Raw genomic sequence first — 15846 nt, 5'->3', positions numbered from 1 at the left:
CGCCAAGCCCTTCTTGTACACTCCTCGCATTAGCCCCCACCTGCACATTTTTTGGTGAACGCATGATCGAGGTAACCGAGGTTTCCATTGCCGAGCTGCGCGATGCGCTCGAGTCGGGCCGCACGACGGCGGTCGAGCTGGTCCAGGCCTACCTGGCGCGCATCGACGCCTACGATGGCGCCGACACCGCCACTGCCCTGAACGCCGTTGTGGTACGCAACCCCGAGGCGCTGAATGAGGCCGCAGCCTCCGACGCCCGTCGCGCCAAAGGCCAGGTCCTGAGCCCGCTGGACGGCATCCCCTACACCGCCAAGGACAGCTACCTGGTCAAAGGCCTGACCGCTGCCTCCGGCAGCCCTGCCTTCAAGGACCTGGTGGCCCAGCGCGACGCCTTTACCATCGAACGCCTGCGCGCCGCCGGCGCCGTATGCCTGGGCAAGACCAACATGCCGCCCATGGCCAACGGCGGCATGCAGCGCGGCGTGTATGGCCGCGCCGAAAGCCCGTACAACGCCAACTACCTGACCGCACCGTTCGCCTCGGGCTCGTCCAACGGTGCCGGCACCGCCACTGCCGCCAGTTTCAGTGCCTTCGGCCTGGCCGAAGAAACCTGGTCCAGCGGCCGTGGCCCGGCCTCCAACAATGGCCTGTGCGCCTATACCCCGTCGCGTGGGGTGATTTCGGTGCGTGGCAACTGGCCGCTCACACCGACCATGGACGTGGTGGTTCCCTATGCCCGTACCATGGCCGACCTGCTGGAAATCCTCGACGTGGTCGTAGCCGACGACGCCGACAAGCGCGGCGACCTGTGGCGCCTGCAACCCTGGGTGCCAATCCCGGCGGCTTCGACGGTGCGCCCGGCTTCGTACCTGGACTTGGCCGTGGATGCCAGCGCGCTCAAGGGCAAGCGCTTTGGCGTGCCACGCATGTACATCAATGCCGATGCCGAAGCAGGTACTTCCGAGAAGCCAGGCATCGGCGGCCCGACTGGCCAGCGCATCCACACCCGCGCCACGGTGATCGACCTGTGGCAGCAGGCCCGCCAGGCACTGGAGGCGGCTGGAGCCGAAGTACTGGAAGTGGACTTCCCGCTGGTATCCAACTGCGAAGGCGACCGCCCTGGCGCACCGACCGTGTACAACCGCGGCATCGTCAGCAAGGAATTCCTGCATGACGAGCTGTGGGAGCTGTCGGGCTGGGCCTTCGACGACTTCCTGCGCGCCAACGATGACCCCAGGCTCAACCGCCTGGCCGATGTCGACGGGCCGCAGATCTTCCCCCACGACCCGGGCACCCTGCCCAACCGTGAGGACGACCTGGCCGCTGGCATGGACGAGTACGTCAACATGGCCAAGCGTGGCCTGAAGACCTGGGACCAGATCGAGACCCTGCCCGACGGCCTGCGCGGCCTGGAGCAGACCCGCAAGATCGACCTGGAAGACTGGATGGACAAGCTGGGCCTGGACGCGGTGCTGTTCCCCACCGTGGCCGACGTGGGCCCGGCCGATGCCGACATCAACCCGGCGTCGGCGGACATTGCCTGGAGCAACGGCATCTGGGTGGCCAACGGCAACCTGGCAATCCGTCACCTGGGCGTGCCTACCGTGACCGTGCCGATGGGCGTGATGGCCGATATCGGCATGCCGGTGGGGCTGACCTTTGCTGGCCGGGCTTACAGCGACAATGCGCTGCTCAGCTTTGGTGCAGCCTTCGAGGCGACCGGGTCGCGTCGAATGATCCCGCCGCGTACCCCGCCCCTGGGCTGAGGGTTAAAGGGGCCGCTTTGCGGCCCATTCGCGGGTAAACCCGCTCCCACAGGGACCCCACGGTATTCAATACCTGTGGGGTCCCTGTGGGAGCGGGTTTACCCGCGAATGGGCCTGGAAAAGCAAATCGCCTAATTCAACTTTATGTGTAAAAATACACAAAACGTTGATTTTCCGATCTGCCATGCCTATCACCCCAAGCGAAGAACGCCAGCTCACCCTCACCGTCCTCAAGGCCGCCATCCAGGCCCTGGGCAGCGTTGCCGCGCGCAACATGGAAATCCTCCTGCACGACCTCGACCACCCGGAACACTCCGTGGTGGCGATCGTCAATGGCCACCTTTCCGGCCGCAGCGTCGGTAGCCCGATCCTCGCCGCCCCGGAACAGGACCAGGGTTTCAAGGCACTGATGCAGGCCTCGGCCGATCAGCACGGCTGCGAGCCGGTGGTGCTGCCCGACTACCCCACCACGCTGAAGGGCCGCACACTGCGCAGCGCCACGGCCATCTTCCGTGACAGCAGCGGCCACCCCTTCGCCAGCCTCTGCGTCAACACCGACGTCACCGGCCTGGATGCAGCCATGAATTTTCTCCGGCAGTTCCAACCAACAGCGGCCGCACCTGCCGTCAGTGAACCCGCCGACATGGAACTGCTGATGAGCGAGATAATCCAGGCATCCCTGCAGCGCAGCGGCCAGGGGCGAATGAACAAGCAGGCCAAGGTAGAAGCCGTAAGAGTGATGCAGGAGCGCGGCCTGTTCATCGTCAAGGGCGGCGTGGAAAAGGCCGCCAGCGCCCTGGGTGTGACCCGCTACACCGTTTACAACTACCTCGAGCAACTGCGCGGAGCCAGCCAATGACCTTGCATATCCATACCCCCCTGATCGAGTCCCGCCCGCTGTCGCTGGCCGCGGGCAGCAACGTCTGGCTCAAGCTCGATGCCCTGCAGCCCTGCGGCTCGTTCAAGCTGCGCGGCGTGGGCCATGCCTGCGAGGTGCACCATGCCCGTGGCGCTCGGCATTTCGTGTCTTCCTCGGGCGGCAACGCCGGCCTGGCTGTAGCTTATGCCGGGCGCAAGCTGGGCGTGCCAGTGACCGTGGTGGTACCCGAGACCACCACCGAGCGGGCCAAGGACCTGCTGCGCCTGGAGGGCGCCAAGGTGGTGGTGCATGGCAGCTCCTGGCAGGAGGCCAACGCCCTGGCGCAGACCTTGGTCGGCCCGGATGACGCCTTCATCCACCCATTCGATGACCCGCTGCTGTGGGCCGGGCATGCCAGCCTGGTGGATGAAGTCGCCGAGACCGGCGTGAGGCCGGATGCCGTGGTGTTGTCGGTGGGCGGTGGCGGTTTGCTCAGTGGCGTGGTCGAGGGGCTACAGCGCAACGGCTGGGGCGATGTACCAGTTCTGGCGGTGGAAACCGAAGGCGCGGCATCGCTGCATGCAGCCATGCGGGCGGGGCATTCGGTGGAGCTGGAACGTATTGCCTCGGTGGCGACGTCGCTGGGGGCCAAGCGTGTGGCTGACCAGGCGCTGGTGTGCGTGCAGCAGCATCCGGTGCACAGCCACCTGGTCAGTGACCGCGCTGCGCTGGAGGCGTGCGAGCGATTCCTGCTGGACCATCGCGTGCTGGTGGAGCCAGCTTGTGGAGCAGCCTTGGCGTTGGCCTATGCACCGGGCGCCCTGGCGCAGTACCAGAATGTGCTGGTAGTGGTTTGTGGCGGGGCTACCGCCACGCTGGAGCAGATCCAGGCGTGGTTGCAGCAGGTGGATTGAGGTTACCTGTACCGGCCTCTTCGCGGGTAAACCCGCTCCCACAGATTGGACTGCGCAAGGTCTGAAGCAAGCGCATTTCCTGTGGGAGCGGGTTCACCCGCGAACACCGGCGAAGCCGGTGCCATCCAATACGACACTCATCGGATTCTCCTTGCGGCACCCGGTTGCTGATTACGATAGTCACATGCCGCTGTTCTACTAAGCCCACCGCAACCGGAAAATTCCCGTCGCAACAGCGTCGACCACGACGAAATGCGTAACCCACCCTTTCGGTCTGCGGCAAGTGAAGGCACAATGCGTGTCCTTTTTTTGGCCGGCCTGGCCGGGGGCCTTTAAATGATCAAGACGCCGTACTACCTCATCGATAAAACCAAGCTGCTGGGCAACATGGAGAAGATCGCCTACGTGCGCGAACACTCCGGCGCCAAGGCACTGCTCGCCCTCAAGTGCTTTGCCACCTGGTCAGTCTTCGACCTGATGCAACAGTACATGGACGGCACCACCTCTTCGTCGCTGTACGAGCTCAAGCTCGGCCGCCAGAAGTTCGCCGGCGAAACCCACGCCTACAGCGTGGCCTGGGCCGACGACGAGGTCGAGGAAATGCTCGAGAACTGCGACAAGATCATCTTCAACTCGATCGGCCAGCTGCAGCGCTTCGCCGAACAGTCCGAAGGCAAGGTCCGTGGCCTGCGCGTCAACCCGCAGGTCAGCAGCTCCGACTACCTGCTGGCAGACCCTGCCCGCCCGTTCAGCCGCCTGGGCGAATGGGACCCGGCCAAGGTCGAACAGGTGATCGAGCAGATCTCCGGCTTCATGTTCCACAACAACTGCGAGAACGGCGACTTCGGCCTGTTCGACAAGATGCTCACGCACATCGAAGAGCGCTTCGGCCACCTGCTGCACAAGGTCGAGTGGGTCAGCCTCGGTGGCGGCATCCACTTCACCGGTGAAGACTACGCGCTGGACGCCTTCTGCGCGCGCCTGAAAGCCTTCTCGGAAAAGTACGGCGTGCAGGTGTACCTGGAGCCGGGCGAAGCGGCCATCACCAACAGCGCCTCGCTGGAAGTGACCGTGCTCGACACCCTGTACAACGGCAAGCACCTGGCCGTGGTCGACAGCTCGATCGAAGCGCACATGCTCGACCTGCTGATCTACCGCCTCAACGCCAAGATGGCCCCCAACGACGGCGCACACACCTACATGGTCTGCGGCAAGTCGTGCCTGGCCGGTGACATCTTCGGCGAATACCAATTCGATCGTCCGCTGGCCATCGGTGATCGCCTGTCGTTCGTCGACGCGGCGGGTTACACCATGGTCAAGAAAAACTGGTTCAACGGTCTGAAAATGCCATCCATCGTGGTCAAGCAACTCGACGGCAGCGTCGAAGTGGTGCGCGAGTTCGGTTTCGAAGACTACGTTTCCAGCCTGTCGTAAGACCGGCTTTCAGTAAGGAGCAAGGGATAAATTGAAGAAGAACGTTCTTATCATTGGTGCAGGAGGTGTCGCCAAGGTGGTGGCCCACAAGTGCGCGCAGCATAACGACGAACTGGGTCGTATCGCTATCGCGTCACGGAACATCTCCAAATGCCAGGCCATCATCGACAGCGTCAAGGCCAAGGGTAGCCTCAAGGTACCCGCCGACATCCAGGCCTTCTCGCTCAATGCTCTCGATGTCGAGGCTACCAAGGCGCTGATTCGCGAGACCGAATCGCAGATCGTGATCAACGTTGGTTCCGCCTTCCTCAACATGTCGGTGCTGCGTGCCTGCATCGATACCGGTGTCGCCTACCTGGACACCGCCATCCACGAAGAGCCGGGCAAGATCTGCGAGACCCCGCCGTGGTACGGCAACTACGAGTGGAAACACCTCGAAGAGTGCCAGGCAAAGAACATTACCGCCATTCTCGGCGTCGGTTTCGACCCGGGTGTGGTGAACAGCTACGCCAAGCTGGCGCAGCAACAGTATTTCGACAGCATTGACTCGATCGACATCCTCGACGTCAATGCCGGTTCGCATGGCAAATACTTCGCCACCAACTTCGACCCGGAAATCAACTTCCGTGAGTTCACCGGGCAAGTGTGGAGCTGGCAGAACAGCCAGTGGACCAGCAACACCATGTTCGAGGTCAAGCGTACGGACGACCTGCCGGTGGTGGGTTCGCAGAACCTGTACCTGACCGGCCACGATGAGGTTCACTCGATTTCGAAGAACCTCAACGTGCCGAACGTGCGTTTCTGGATGAGCTTCGGCGAGCACTACATCAACGTGTTCACCGTGCTGAAGAACCTGGGCCTGCTCTCCGAGCAACCGGTGAAAACCGCCGAAGGCCTGGAAGTGGTACCGCTGAAAGTGGTCAAGGCCGTGCTGCCGGACCCAGCCTCTCTGGCCCCGGGCTACACCGGCAAGACCTGCATCGGTGACCTGGTCAAGGGCACCAAGGATGGCCAGCCGCGCGAAGTGTTCATCTACAACGTGGCCGACCACGAAGAAGCCTACGCCGAGACCGACAGCCAGGGTATTTCCTACACCGCCGGTGTACCGCCAGTGGCTGCCGCTCTGCTGGTCGCCCGTGGCGAGTGGGATGCCAAGCGCATGGTCAACGTCGAGGAGCTGCCAGCCGAGCCGTTCCTCAAGGCACTGGACGTCATGGGCCTGCCGACCCGCGTCAAGGATGAAAAAGGCGATCGTCCTTGGGACGCTGAAGCCTAAGCAGCAAAGCAGAGGGGGCGCCATCAAGGCGCCCCCTCTGCTTTTGCAGGCCACGTGTAAGCCTAGATGCCCTGGCCAGAGGGCTTTGCCTGCTCAGCCAGCTTTTCCAGCAATACCTTGACCAGCGCCTTGTCCGAGAACGGGTTTTGCCCGGTGATGAGTTCGCGGTCCACCACCACATTGGGTTGCCAGGCCTTGGCGTAGCCCATGTCGCCCCCTGCCATTGCCATGGCGTTGGCCGGGTAGAACAGCAGCCGCTGGTCCTTGAGCGAACCTTCGAATACCTGCTCCTCCGGGTCGGAGAAAATGGTCATCTTGTAACCCTTGTACAACCAGTCGGTGGCTGCCGGCTTTTCACCACGCGCCAGCGCCGACTGGTAGCTGGCCGGGTCCTGCTGGGCCGAGAGCAAGGCGATGGGGCCGTGGCAGATCGCGGCTGTAGGCTTGCCGGCTTGATGGAAATGCCGCAGCAAGGCGCCCACGTCCGGGTTGTTGGCCAGGTCGATCAACGGCGCATGGCCGCCGGGGATGAACAGCCCGGCATAGCGGCCCAGGTCACCTGCCAGTACTTCTTTCACCGACAGGGTATCGTCAATGCCCGGCAGGCCTTGCACGACCTTCTCGATCCGGCGCATCTCCACCGCATCGCCGGCAAAGTAGCTCGGGTCGATCGAACGCTGGTCGACACTCGGGGCATTACCCTTGGGGGTAACCAGCACCAGCTTGTAGCCAGCCTTGAGCAACTGGTCGGCAGGCACGCCGAATTCGTTCAGGTAGTAACCGGTGGCGTAGCGCTTGCCGTCCTGCAGGGGCAGCTGGTGCTCGCTGGACAGCAGCACCAGCACCTCTCCCTTGGGCGCAGCGTGGGCGCCGGTAGCAAGCAGGGTGCTGGCAACAGCCAGGGCAAGCCGGGACATCTTGGTCATGCAACAATCTCCTGATCAGGCAAATAGAGCTGTCCGCTCATGTTGGCGGGGATGCGTTCATGCTAACGGCGAGGCTATGATTCGATAATTCGAAAGCTCTTATGCCTGTGATCCAGAAAATGAATATCTCCAGCAAGGACTTCAACCTGCTGTACCTGTTCCATGTGCTGTACCAGGAACGCAACGCCACCCTCGCCGCCCAGCGCATGGCGCTGAGCCAGCCGGCCCTAAGCCACAAGCTCAACAAGCTGCGCCATCAGTTTGGCGACCCGCTGTTCGTGCGCGCGCCCAGGGGCCTGACCCCGACGCCACGCGCCCACGAACTGGCGCCTGAGGTAGAACGCCTGGTAGTGGGCCTGGAAGGTTTTTATGAGCGCGGCGAAGGGCAGGACTTCCTCGCCCGCCCTGCCCGACTGCACCTGTACAGCACCGATTATGTGGAGCAGACCCTGTTGCCCAGGCTGCTGCCGATCCTGCGTAGCCAGGCACCGAACCTGACGCTGGTCACCTGCAACACCCGCGGTCTGCTGCCTCGCGAAGAACTGGAGAAAGGCACCTGTGACCTGGCCGTTGCCGGGTTCTACACCGACCTGCCGGAAACCTTCCACCAACAGCGCCTGCTCAGTGACCACTTGGTAGTGCTGGCCTCGCGCAGCCATCCAGGCCTGGAAAACGGCCTGGACCTCGATACCTTCCTTGCCAGCGATCACCTGCTTACCACCCTCACCGGCGACCTCGATGGCCTGGTCGACCGCGCCTTGCGCAGCCAGGGCATGCAACGGCGGGTCGTGGCTGGCCTGTCGAGTTTCCTGGCCCCCATGCGCCTGCTGCGCGGCACCGATCTGCTGCTCACCTGCCTGCGCTCGCTGGCCACCGACGCCGTCGAACGTGACGACGACCTGCTCATGTACCCGCTGCCGCTGACATTGCCAGCGATCGAGGTGATGCAGATCTGGCACGAACGCACCCACGCCGATCCCTTGCGCCGCTGGTTTCGCCAACAGATGTGGAACGTCGCCCAAGAGGCAGCCGCCTGCGCGAGTAACAATTTCTAAACAACGATGTGACATTTTTTTTCAGCTTTCTCGCCAAGGAGCTGTCAGATGAAGGTCACGGTTTTCGGTACCGGCTATGTCGGCCTCACCCAGGCAGTGTGCCTGGCCCAGGTGGGCCATTCGGTGTTGTGCATGGATGTCGACGCCGAGCGGGTCGCCAGCCTCAATGCAGGCCATTGCCCGATCTTCGAGCCCGGCCTTGCGCCGATGCTGGAGAAGAACCTGGCCTGCGGTCGCCTTCGCTTCACCACCGACGCCAGCGAAGCGGCCAACTACGCAAAGGTGCAGTTCATTGCCGTCGGCACCCCGCCTCAGGCCGATGGCAGCGCCGACCTGAAGCACGTGTTCGCCGTGGTCGACAGCATCCTCGAACATGCCGATGGCCCCAAGCTGATCGTCAACAAATCCACCGCGCCGGTTGGTACGGTGCACCGCATCAAGGCGCGCATCGCCCAGGCCGTGGCCGATACCAGCCGCTTGCGCGTCGTCAGCAACCCTGAGTTCCTCAAGGAGGGCTCGGCGGTGGATGACTGCATGCGCCCGGAGCGCATCATCATCGGTGGCGCGGAGCCCGCCGAAGTAGAGCTGCTGCGCGAGCTGTACCTGCCGTTCAGCCGCAACCGCGAAAAACTGATGGTGATGGACGCGCGCAGCGCCGAGCTGACCAAGTACGCGGCCAACTGCATGCTGGCGACCAAGATCTCGTTCATCAACGAAATCGCCAACCTGGCCGAGCATCTGGGCGCCGACATCGAACTGGTGCGCCGCGGCATCGGCTCGGACCCGCGCATCGGCTACGACTTCATCTATGCCGGCTGCGGCTTTGGCGGCTCATGCTTCCCCAAGGACCTGCAAGCCCTGCGCCGCAGCGCCGAGGCCGAGGGCTTCGAACCACAGTTGCTGCGTGCGGTGGAATCGGTCAACGAGCAGCAAAAGAACCGGCTGTTCGGCAAGATCCAACGCCACTACCCACGCGGCCTGCGAGGCAAGGTCTTCGCCGTGTGGGGATTGTCGTTCAAGCCCAATACCAACGACATTCGCGAGGCCTCCAGCCGAGTCCTGCTGGAAGCGCTGTGGGCCGCCGGCGCGCGGGTGCAGGCCCATGACCCGCAGGCCATGGAGGAAATACAGCGGCACTATGGCGCCCGCGCCGACCTGCAACTGGTATCGTGCAAGGACGACGCGCTGCGCGGCGCCGATGCCCTGGTGATCGTCACCGAATGGCAGGAATACCGCGTGCTCAACCTGGACAAGGTGCCGCAACAACTGGCCGACCGGGTGGTGTTCGACGGGCGCAACCTGTTCGAACCCGAGCATATGGCCGCCGCCGGCCTGACTTACTACGGCATCGGCCGCGGCCAGGTGCAGCCAGCATGCCCGTACTGATTACCGGCGTGGCCGGCTTCATCGGCGACCACATTGCACGGCGCCTGCGCGAAGCAGGCATCGAGGTGGTCGCCGCATGGTACTTTGCTACGGCGTAACGGCGCCCTCGGGAGGATTCAGTTGCAACACCTCGTTGGTGTATGCCCACTCCTTCTGCACCTGGTCCGGGTGGTCGTTAAGGCGGATGCCGTAGGACGGGATGATCTGCCTGATCTTCGCCTGCCACTGCGGCGATGCCATCTTGTCCTTGAACACCTTGCTCAGCACATCGAGCATGATCGGCGGCGCGGTCGAGGCGCCAGGCGAGGCACCCAGCAATCCTGCAATGCTGCCATCCTTGGACGTCACCACTTCAGTGCCGAGCTTGAGCACACCACCCAATGCTTCGTCCTTCTTGATGATCTGCACCCGCTGGCCCGCCTGCCACAGCCGCCAGTCCTCCTTCTTCGCCTCGGGGAAGTAGGTGCGCAACGCTTCGAAACGGTCATCGTCAGATTGCAGTACCTGGCCGATCAGGTACTGCACCAGGTCGAACTCGCGCACCCCAACCCTTACCATCGGCCAGGCATTGTGCACACTGGCGCTGGCGAACAGGTCAAGCAGCGAGCCCTGCTTGAGGAACTTGGTCGAGAAGGTGGCGAACGGCCCGAACAGGATCATGCGCTTGCCATCGAGCACACGGGTGTCCAGGTGCGGCACCGACATCGGTGGTGCGCCGGTGGCGGCGATACCGTAGGCCTTGGCCATGTGACGCTGGGCGATGGCCGGGTTGTCGGTGACCAGGAACGAACCACCGACCGGGAAACCGGCATAGTCCTTGGCCTCCTCGATACCCGACTTCTGCAGCAGTGGCAGCGCTGCACCACCTGCGCCGATGAACAGGAACCTGGCGTCGGTGGCCGCGTTGCTGCCGTCCTTGAGGTTTTTGTATTCGACATGCCAGGAGCCGTCGTCGTTGCGGGTGATCGCCTGCACTTCGGTCGACAGCTTGAGGTCGAAGTTCGGCCGGGTCTGCAGATAGCCCACGTATTGCCGGGTGATCTCGCCAAAGTTGACGTCGGTGCCGATCGGCGTCCAGGTCACGGCCAGTTTCTGGTTGGGGTCGCGGCCCTCCATCATCAACGGTACCCACTTGCGGATCTGCTCGTGGTCCTCGGAGTACTGCATGGGCTTGAACAACGGGCTGGCCTGCAGCGCCTCGTAGCGCTTCTTCAGGAAGCGAATGTTGTCGTCGCCCCAGACGAAGCTCATGTGCGGAGTAGTATTGATGAAGGAATGCGGGTTCTTCAGCACGCCCTGCTTGACCTGCCAGGCGAGGAACTGACGGGTGACCTGGAACGACTCGTTGATCTCCACCGCCTTGCTGATATCGACCTTGCCGTCCTTCTCCGGGGTGTAGTTCAGTTCGGCCAGGGCCGAGTGGCCGGTGCCAGCGTTGTTCCAGCCGTTGGAGCTTTCTTCGGCGACCTTGTCCAGGCGCTCGACCATTTCCATCGACCAACCCGGCTCCAGCTCATTGAGCCAGACGGCCAGGGTTGAACTCATGATGCCGCCGCCCACCAGCATGACATCGACTCTTCTGGTTTCCGCGGCCTGGGCATCGAGCACGCCGAATGCCAAGGCCAGCCCGGTCAGCGCCAGTACCGGCTTGATGGTGATTCTCATAACCGCCCCCTTGCCTCGTTGCTATCCGTAAGTCAGCCACAAGCTTAGATGACGGATTTGGTCGGGCGCGGCTGGTGCACAATCACTTGCAATCCGTCACGCCTCAAAATACTGTATGAATATTCAGTATTACAGGTCAGGCCCATGCAACTCATCGCCAAACTCGGCATCCTTGCCGATGCTGCCAAGTACGACGCATCCTGCGCCAGCAGCGGCGCGCCCAAACGCAACTCGCGCGGGGCTGATGGGCTGGGTGCTACCAATGGCATGGGCATCTGTCACAGCTACACCCCTGATGGGCGCTGCGTATCGCTGCTCAAGGTGCTGCTGACCAACTTTTGCCTCTACGACTGCCAGTACTGCGTCAACCGCCGATCCAGCAACGTGCCACGCGCACGCTTCAGCCCCGAGGAAGTGGTCCGGCTGACCCTGGACTTCTACCGGCGCAACTGCATAAGCGGCCTGTTCCTCAGCTCCGGCATCATCCGTTCGGCGGACTACACCATGGAGCAGCTCATCCGCGTGGCGCGGCTGTTGCGCGAAGAGCACGACTTCCGCGGCTACATCCACCTCAAGACCATCCCCGATGCCGACCCGCTGCTGATCGAGGAGGCCGGGCGCCTGGCAGACCGGCTCAGCGTCAACATCGAGCTGCCGACCGACGCCAGCCTGAAACGCCTGGCACCGGAAAAACAGGCGCACACGATTCGCCAGGCCATGGGCGTGATCCACCAGGGCCAGCAAGCTGTGGCCCACGAACCCAAGGCGCCGCGCTTTACCCCGGCCGGGCAAAGCACCCAGGTGATCGTCGGGGCCGACAGCACCGACGACAGCACACTGCTGCGCAATGCCGAATCGCTGTACCAAGGCTACGGCCTCAAGCGTGTGTACTACTCCGCCTTCAGCCCCATCCCTGACAGCCCCGGCAGCGTCCCCCTGGCCGCACCACCGCTGCTGCGCGAGCACCGTCTGTACCAGGCTGACTTCCTGTTGCGTGGCTATGGCTACAAGGCCGGCGAGCTGCTGGGCCAGAGCGGCAATCTGGCACTGGACATCGACCCCAAGCTGGCCTGGGCGCTGGCCAACCGCGACGTGTTCCCGCTGGATGTGAACCGTGCCGAGCCGGCGCTACTGGCGCGCATCCCCGGCATCGGCCTGCGCAGCGTGCAGCGCCTGATAGCCCTGCGACGCGAACGGCGCATTCGCTACGATGACCTGATCCAGTTGCGCTGCGTGCTGGACAAGGCGCGGCCATTCATTGTCACCAGCGACTACCGCCCGCCCCAGGCCGAACTGCGCAGCGGCCTGCTGAGGGCGCGCTTGCGTGAGCCGCAGGCGCCGGTGCAGATGGGCTTGTGGGGATGATCGCGCTCGATTGCGACGGCCTGTTCGCCACCTGGCGTGACCAGGCCCGGGTGTTGTTGGGGCATGGCATCGACCCGTCGGAGGTCACCTGGGCGCAAGGGCCGGTGGCTGATTTGCTGGCCGTACCGACAGCGCTGCCGGAAGGCTCCGGTCCCTTTCGCGCCAAAGTGCCTGCGGCGCTGCTCGGCCAGCTGGAACAGGCGGCCCGCTACCGTGGCGAGCACCGCTGGAACCTGCTTTACGAGGTACTTTGGCGGGTGGCCCATGGCGACCGCACTGCAATGCTGCCGGGTGACCGATTGGGCAGTGAGCTGCATAGACGGATCAAGCAGGTCAATCGCGAAGCACACCACCTGCATGCGTTCGTACGCTTCGTGCCACTACCCGAAGTATTGGCTGAACAGCTGCAACTCGACCTGGTGGCCTATCACGAGCCGGCGCATGACATTCTGGAAAGTGCCAGTGGGCATTTCGCCGACCGCCTGGGGCGTTTGCGCTGGATGATTGCCACGGCCCACGACGGCATACGCTTCGATGGCCAGGCATTCGACTACCAGCGACAGTGCCCCGAACCCTGGCGCCAATGGGCCCGCAACGCCGAAGACCCTGGTGCCGAATTATGGCGCACCTACTATCGTCATACCTTCAACCCCGCCCGCCTCAACCCCGACGCCTTGCGCTTGCACATGCCCGGGCGGTTCTGGCGTCATTTGCCGGAGGGCATGCTGATTCCGCAGCTCGAAGGCCTGGCTCGGCAAGGCAAGCAACGGGACGGCCAAGCACTGGAGGTCGCCTCTCAGGCTGGCAAACAAATCAGCAAGCCCATACGGTAGTTGCGTATTCGCAAACCTTGACCAGTGGGAGCTTCTTCGCGGGCGCGCCCGCGAAACCGCCAAAAGCAATCTCAAGCCGAACGATCAGCCGCCACAGCCGTCATAACCTGAGCCGCTGCCGACACGCAAAGAGGACGCGAAATGACCCAACCCGACCCGTCATACGTCAAATGGCTCGAAGACCGCGCCATGCTCAAGGCCTCCCAGCAACGCACCCACCTGTACTCGGGCCAGTCGCGCCTGTGGCAACAGCCCTACGCCGAAGCGCAGCCCCGCCGCGCCACTGAAATCGCTTCGGTCTGGCTGACCGTCTACCCCGATGCCATCATCGCCCCCGAAGGTTGTTCGGTGCTTGGCGCCTTGGGCCACGAGGCGCTGTGGAAGCGTTTGTCGGAGATCGGCATTCAGGGCCTGCACACCGGCCCGATCAAGTTGTCCGGCGGCATTCGTGGCCGTGAACTCACCCCCAGCGTGGACGGCAACTTCGACCGCATCAGTTTCGACATCGACCCGCTGTACGGCAGCGAGCAGGAGCTGATCCAGATGAGCCGCATGGCCGCCGCGCACAACGCCGTGACCATCGACGACCTGATCCCCTCGCACACGGGCAAGGGCGCCGACTTTCGCCTGGCCGAGCTGGCCTACGGTCCCTATCCGGGGCTGTACCACATGGTCGAAATCCGCGAGGAAGACTGGCCGCTGCTGCCCGAAGTGCCTGCCGGGCGCGACGCGGTCAACCTGCTGCCGGCCCAGTGCGACGAGCTCAAGGCCCGCCATTACATCGTTGGCCAGCTGCAACGGGTTATCTTCTTCGAACCAGGTGTGAAGGAAACCGACTGGAGCGCCACGCCGCCGGTGACCGGTGTGGATGGCAAGACACGGCGCTGGGTGTACCTGCACTACTTCAAGGAAGGCCAGCCATCGCTGAACTGGCTGGACCCGACCTTCGCCGCCCAGCAGATGATCATTGGCGATGCCCTGCACGCCCTGGACTGCCTGGGTGCACGTGGCCTGCGCCTGGATGCCAACGGTTTTCTCGGTGTGGAGACCCGCGCCAGCGGCACTGCCTGGTCGGAAAGCCACCCGCTGTCGATCGTCGGCAACCAACTGATCGGCGGCATGATCCGCAAGGCCGGCGGTTTCAGCTTCCAGGAGCTGAACCTGACCCTCGACGACATCGCGCAGATGTCCAGGGGTGGTGCCGACCTGTCCTACGATTTCATTACCCGGCCGGCCTACCAGCATGCGCTGCTGACTGGCGACACCGAGTTCCTGCGCCTGATGCTCAAGGAGATGCATGCTTTCGGCATCGACCCGGCCTCGCTGATCCATGCCTTGCAGAACCACGACGAGCTGACCGTGGAGCTGGTGCATTTCTGGACCCTGCATGCCCACGACATGTACCTGTACAAAGGCCAGACCTTGCCCGGCGGCATCCTGCGCGAGCACATCCGCGAAGAGATCTACGAACGGCTGTCGGGCGAGCATGCGCCATACAACCTGCGCTTCGTCACCAATGGCATAGCCTGTACCACGGCCAGCCTGATCGCTGCCGCGCTGGGTATCCGCGACCTTGGGCAGATCGGGGTGGCAGAAATCGAGCTGATCCAGAAGGTGCACCTGCTGCTGGTCATGTACAACGCCATGCAGCCGGGTGTGGTGGCGCTGTCCGGCTGGGACCTGGTAGGCGCCCTGCCCTTGCCCGCCGAAGCGGTCGCCCAGCGGATGCTGGATGGCGATACCCGCTGGATTCACCGCGGCGGCTACGACCTGGCCGGGCTGGAGCCACAGGCCCAGACGTCTGTGCGTGGCATGCCCCGAGCCCGGGCGCTGTATGGCAGCCTGGACAGCCAGCTGGAGAATGGCGATTCGTTTGCCTGCAAGGTGAAGAAGCTGCTGGCGGTGCGCCAGGCTTATGGCATTGCCACCAGCCGCCAGGTGCTGGTGCCCGAAGTTCGCAGCCCCGGCTTGCTGGTGATGGTGCATGAGCTGCCGGCCGGGCGTGGCATCCAGATCAGTGCGCTGAACTTCGGCCAGGAAGTGATTGCCGAGGAGCTGCAACTGACCGGGTTCACGCCGGGGCCGGTGGTGGACATGATCAATGAAACGGTCGAAGGGGATTTGACCGAGGATGGGCGGCTGATGGTGAACCTGGACCCGTATGAGGCGCTGTGCCTGCGGATCGTCAACAGCAGCGGCCATGTCTGAATTGTATTTGCCCCATTGCCTTCGCCGGTGAAGCTCTGAACGGCAGCCACGCGATTCCTGTAGGAGCGGGTTCACCCGCGAACACCGGCGCAGCCGGTGCCATCCACCGCGTCGCCTGCTTCGCGGGCATGCCCGCTCCCACAGGGCCCCCACCAGATG

The 15846-nt window shown here is 63.6% G+C and carries 13 protein-coding genes; 11 read left to right on the top strand and 2 right to left on the bottom strand.

Annotation, left to right across the window (positions count from 1 at the left end; translation table 11 throughout):
- Nucleotides 1-62 precede the first annotated feature (62 nt).
- The 5 genes from RR51_RS26380 to RR51_RS26360 all read left to right on the top strand — a co-directional run bounded on the left by RR51_RS26380 (nt 63) and on the right by RR51_RS26360 (nt 6249).
- Entirely contained in the window at nt 63-1766 is a 1704-nt protein-coding gene (locus tag RR51_RS26380) for an amidase (RefSeq protein WP_039615222.1), read from the top strand.
- 184 nt (nt 1767-1950) lie between these two features.
- Nucleotides 1951-2625, top strand: a complete 675-nt coding sequence (locus RR51_RS26375; protein WP_039615221.1) for a helix-turn-helix transcriptional regulator — start codon at nt 1951-1953, stop codon at nt 2623-2625.
- Nucleotides 2622-3539 (top strand): pyridoxal-phosphate dependent enzyme, encoded by a 918-nt coding sequence (locus RR51_RS26370; RefSeq protein WP_039615220.1) that lies wholly within the window; start codon nt 2622-2624, stop codon nt 3537-3539. Before RR51_RS26375 ends, RR51_RS26370 begins: the two co-directional genes overlap by 4 nt.
- 336 nt (nt 3540-3875) lie before the next feature.
- Complete coding sequence (nspC, locus tag RR51_RS26365; protein WP_013972889.1) at nt 3876-4973, top strand: carboxynorspermidine decarboxylase; 1098 nt, start codon at nt 3876-3878, stop codon at nt 4971-4973.
- Between the two features lie 31 nt (nt 4974-5004).
- Nucleotides 5005-6249, top strand: coding sequence for a saccharopine dehydrogenase family protein (locus RR51_RS26360; protein ID WP_003248123.1), 1245 nt, complete (start codon nt 5005-5007; stop codon nt 6247-6249).
- A gap of 62 nt (nt 6250-6311) precedes the next feature.
- Here the strand turns inward: RR51_RS26360 and RR51_RS26355 are convergent, their stop codons facing one another.
- Nucleotides 6312-7175 carry a type 1 glutamine amidotransferase domain-containing protein gene (locus RR51_RS26355; RefSeq protein WP_039615219.1) on the bottom strand — a complete coding sequence of 288 codons (864 nt, stop codon included), beginning with the start codon at nt 7173-7175 and terminating at the stop codon, nt 6312-6314.
- Between the two features lie 119 nt (nt 7176-7294).
- Here RR51_RS26355 and RR51_RS26350 point away from each other — a divergent pair, with 119 nt between their 5' ends.
- From RR51_RS26350 to RR51_RS26340, 3 genes are read left to right on the top strand one after another with little or no spacing between them, the layout of a single operon-like run.
- On the top strand, nt 7295-8230 hold the full coding sequence (locus tag RR51_RS26350; protein WP_039615232.1) for a LysR family transcriptional regulator: 936 nt from the start codon (nt 7295-7297) through the stop codon (nt 8228-8230).
- A 48-nt stretch (nt 8231-8278) separates the two neighbouring features.
- Nucleotides 8279-9616, top strand: a complete 1338-nt coding sequence (locus RR51_RS26345) for a UDP-glucose dehydrogenase family protein (protein ID WP_039615218.1) — start codon at nt 8279-8281, stop codon at nt 9614-9616.
- Entirely contained in the window at nt 9604-9714 is a 111-nt protein-coding gene (locus RR51_RS26340) for an NAD-dependent epimerase/dehydratase family protein (RefSeq protein WP_039615217.1), read from the top strand. Before RR51_RS26345 ends, RR51_RS26340 begins: the two co-directional genes overlap by 13 nt.
- On the opposite strand, the gene mqo is transcribed toward RR51_RS26340, so the two are convergent.
- On the bottom strand, nt 9704-11281 hold the full coding sequence (gene mqo, locus RR51_RS26335; protein ID WP_039615216.1) for a malate dehydrogenase (quinone): 1578 nt from the start codon (nt 11279-11281) through the stop codon (nt 9704-9706). The genes RR51_RS26340 and mqo overlap by 11 nt on opposite strands.
- Before the next feature lie 144 nt (nt 11282-11425).
- Here mqo and RR51_RS26330 point away from each other — a divergent pair, with 144 nt between their 5' ends.
- The 3 genes from RR51_RS26330 (at nt 11426) to treS (ending at nt 15687) form a co-directional block, all read left to right on the top strand.
- Nucleotides 11426-12646 carry a putative DNA modification/repair radical SAM protein gene (locus RR51_RS26330; protein ID WP_039615215.1) on the top strand — a complete coding sequence of 407 codons (1221 nt, stop codon included), beginning with the start codon at nt 11426-11428 and terminating at the stop codon, nt 12644-12646.
- Nucleotides 12637-13479: a TIGR03915 family putative DNA repair protein gene (locus RR51_RS26325; protein WP_013972895.1), complete on the top strand. Its 843-nt coding sequence runs from the start codon at nt 12637-12639 to the stop codon at nt 13477-13479. The genes RR51_RS26330 and RR51_RS26325 overlap by 10 nt, the downstream gene beginning before the upstream one ends.
- Before the next feature lie 141 nt (nt 13480-13620).
- Entirely contained in the window at nt 13621-15687 is a 2067-nt protein-coding gene (treS, locus tag RR51_RS26320) for a maltose alpha-D-glucosyltransferase (RefSeq protein ID WP_039615214.1), read from the top strand.
- Nucleotides 15688-15846 lie beyond the last annotated feature (159 nt).

This window comes from Pseudomonas sp. C5pp, from assembly GCF_000814065.1.
Lineage (GTDB): Bacteria > Pseudomonadota > Gammaproteobacteria > Pseudomonadales > Pseudomonadaceae > Aquipseudomonas > Aquipseudomonas asiatica.
This window is presented reverse-complemented; position numbering and strand designations above follow the sequence as displayed.

Excerpts from the sequence above, each read along its gene's own strand:
- RR51_RS26380 (WP_039615222.1), top strand. The coding sequence starts at position 63 with ATGATCGAGGTAACCGAGGTTTCCATTGCCGAGCTGCGCGATGCGCTC.
- RR51_RS26375 (WP_039615221.1), top strand. The coding sequence starts at position 1,951 with ATGCCTATCACCCCAAGCGAAGAACGCCAGCTCACCCTCACCGTCCTC.
- RR51_RS26370 (WP_039615220.1), top strand. The coding sequence starts at position 2,622 with ATGACCTTGCATATCCATACCCCCCTGATCGAGTCCCGCCCGCTGTCG.
- nspC (WP_013972889.1), top strand. The coding sequence starts at position 3,876 with ATGATCAAGACGCCGTACTACCTCATCGATAAAACCAAGCTGCTGGGC.
- RR51_RS26355 (WP_039615219.1), bottom strand. The coding sequence starts at position 7,175 with ATGACCAAGATGTCCCGGCTTGCCCTGGCTGTTGCCAGCACCCTGCTT.
- RR51_RS26350 (WP_039615232.1), top strand. The coding sequence starts at position 7,295 with ATGAATATCTCCAGCAAGGACTTCAACCTGCTGTACCTGTTCCATGTG.
- RR51_RS26345 (WP_039615218.1), top strand. The coding sequence starts at position 8,279 with ATGAAGGTCACGGTTTTCGGTACCGGCTATGTCGGCCTCACCCAGGCA.
- RR51_RS26340 (WP_039615217.1), top strand. The coding sequence starts at position 9,604 with ATGCCCGTACTGATTACCGGCGTGGCCGGCTTCATCGGCGACCACATT.
- mqo (WP_039615216.1), bottom strand. The coding sequence starts at position 11,281 with ATGAGAATCACCATCAAGCCGGTACTGGCGCTGACCGGGCTGGCCTTG.
- RR51_RS26330 (WP_039615215.1), top strand. The coding sequence starts at position 11,426 with ATGCAACTCATCGCCAAACTCGGCATCCTTGCCGATGCTGCCAAGTAC.
- treS (WP_039615214.1), top strand. The coding sequence starts at position 13,621 with ATGACCCAACCCGACCCGTCATACGTCAAATGGCTCGAAGACCGCGCC.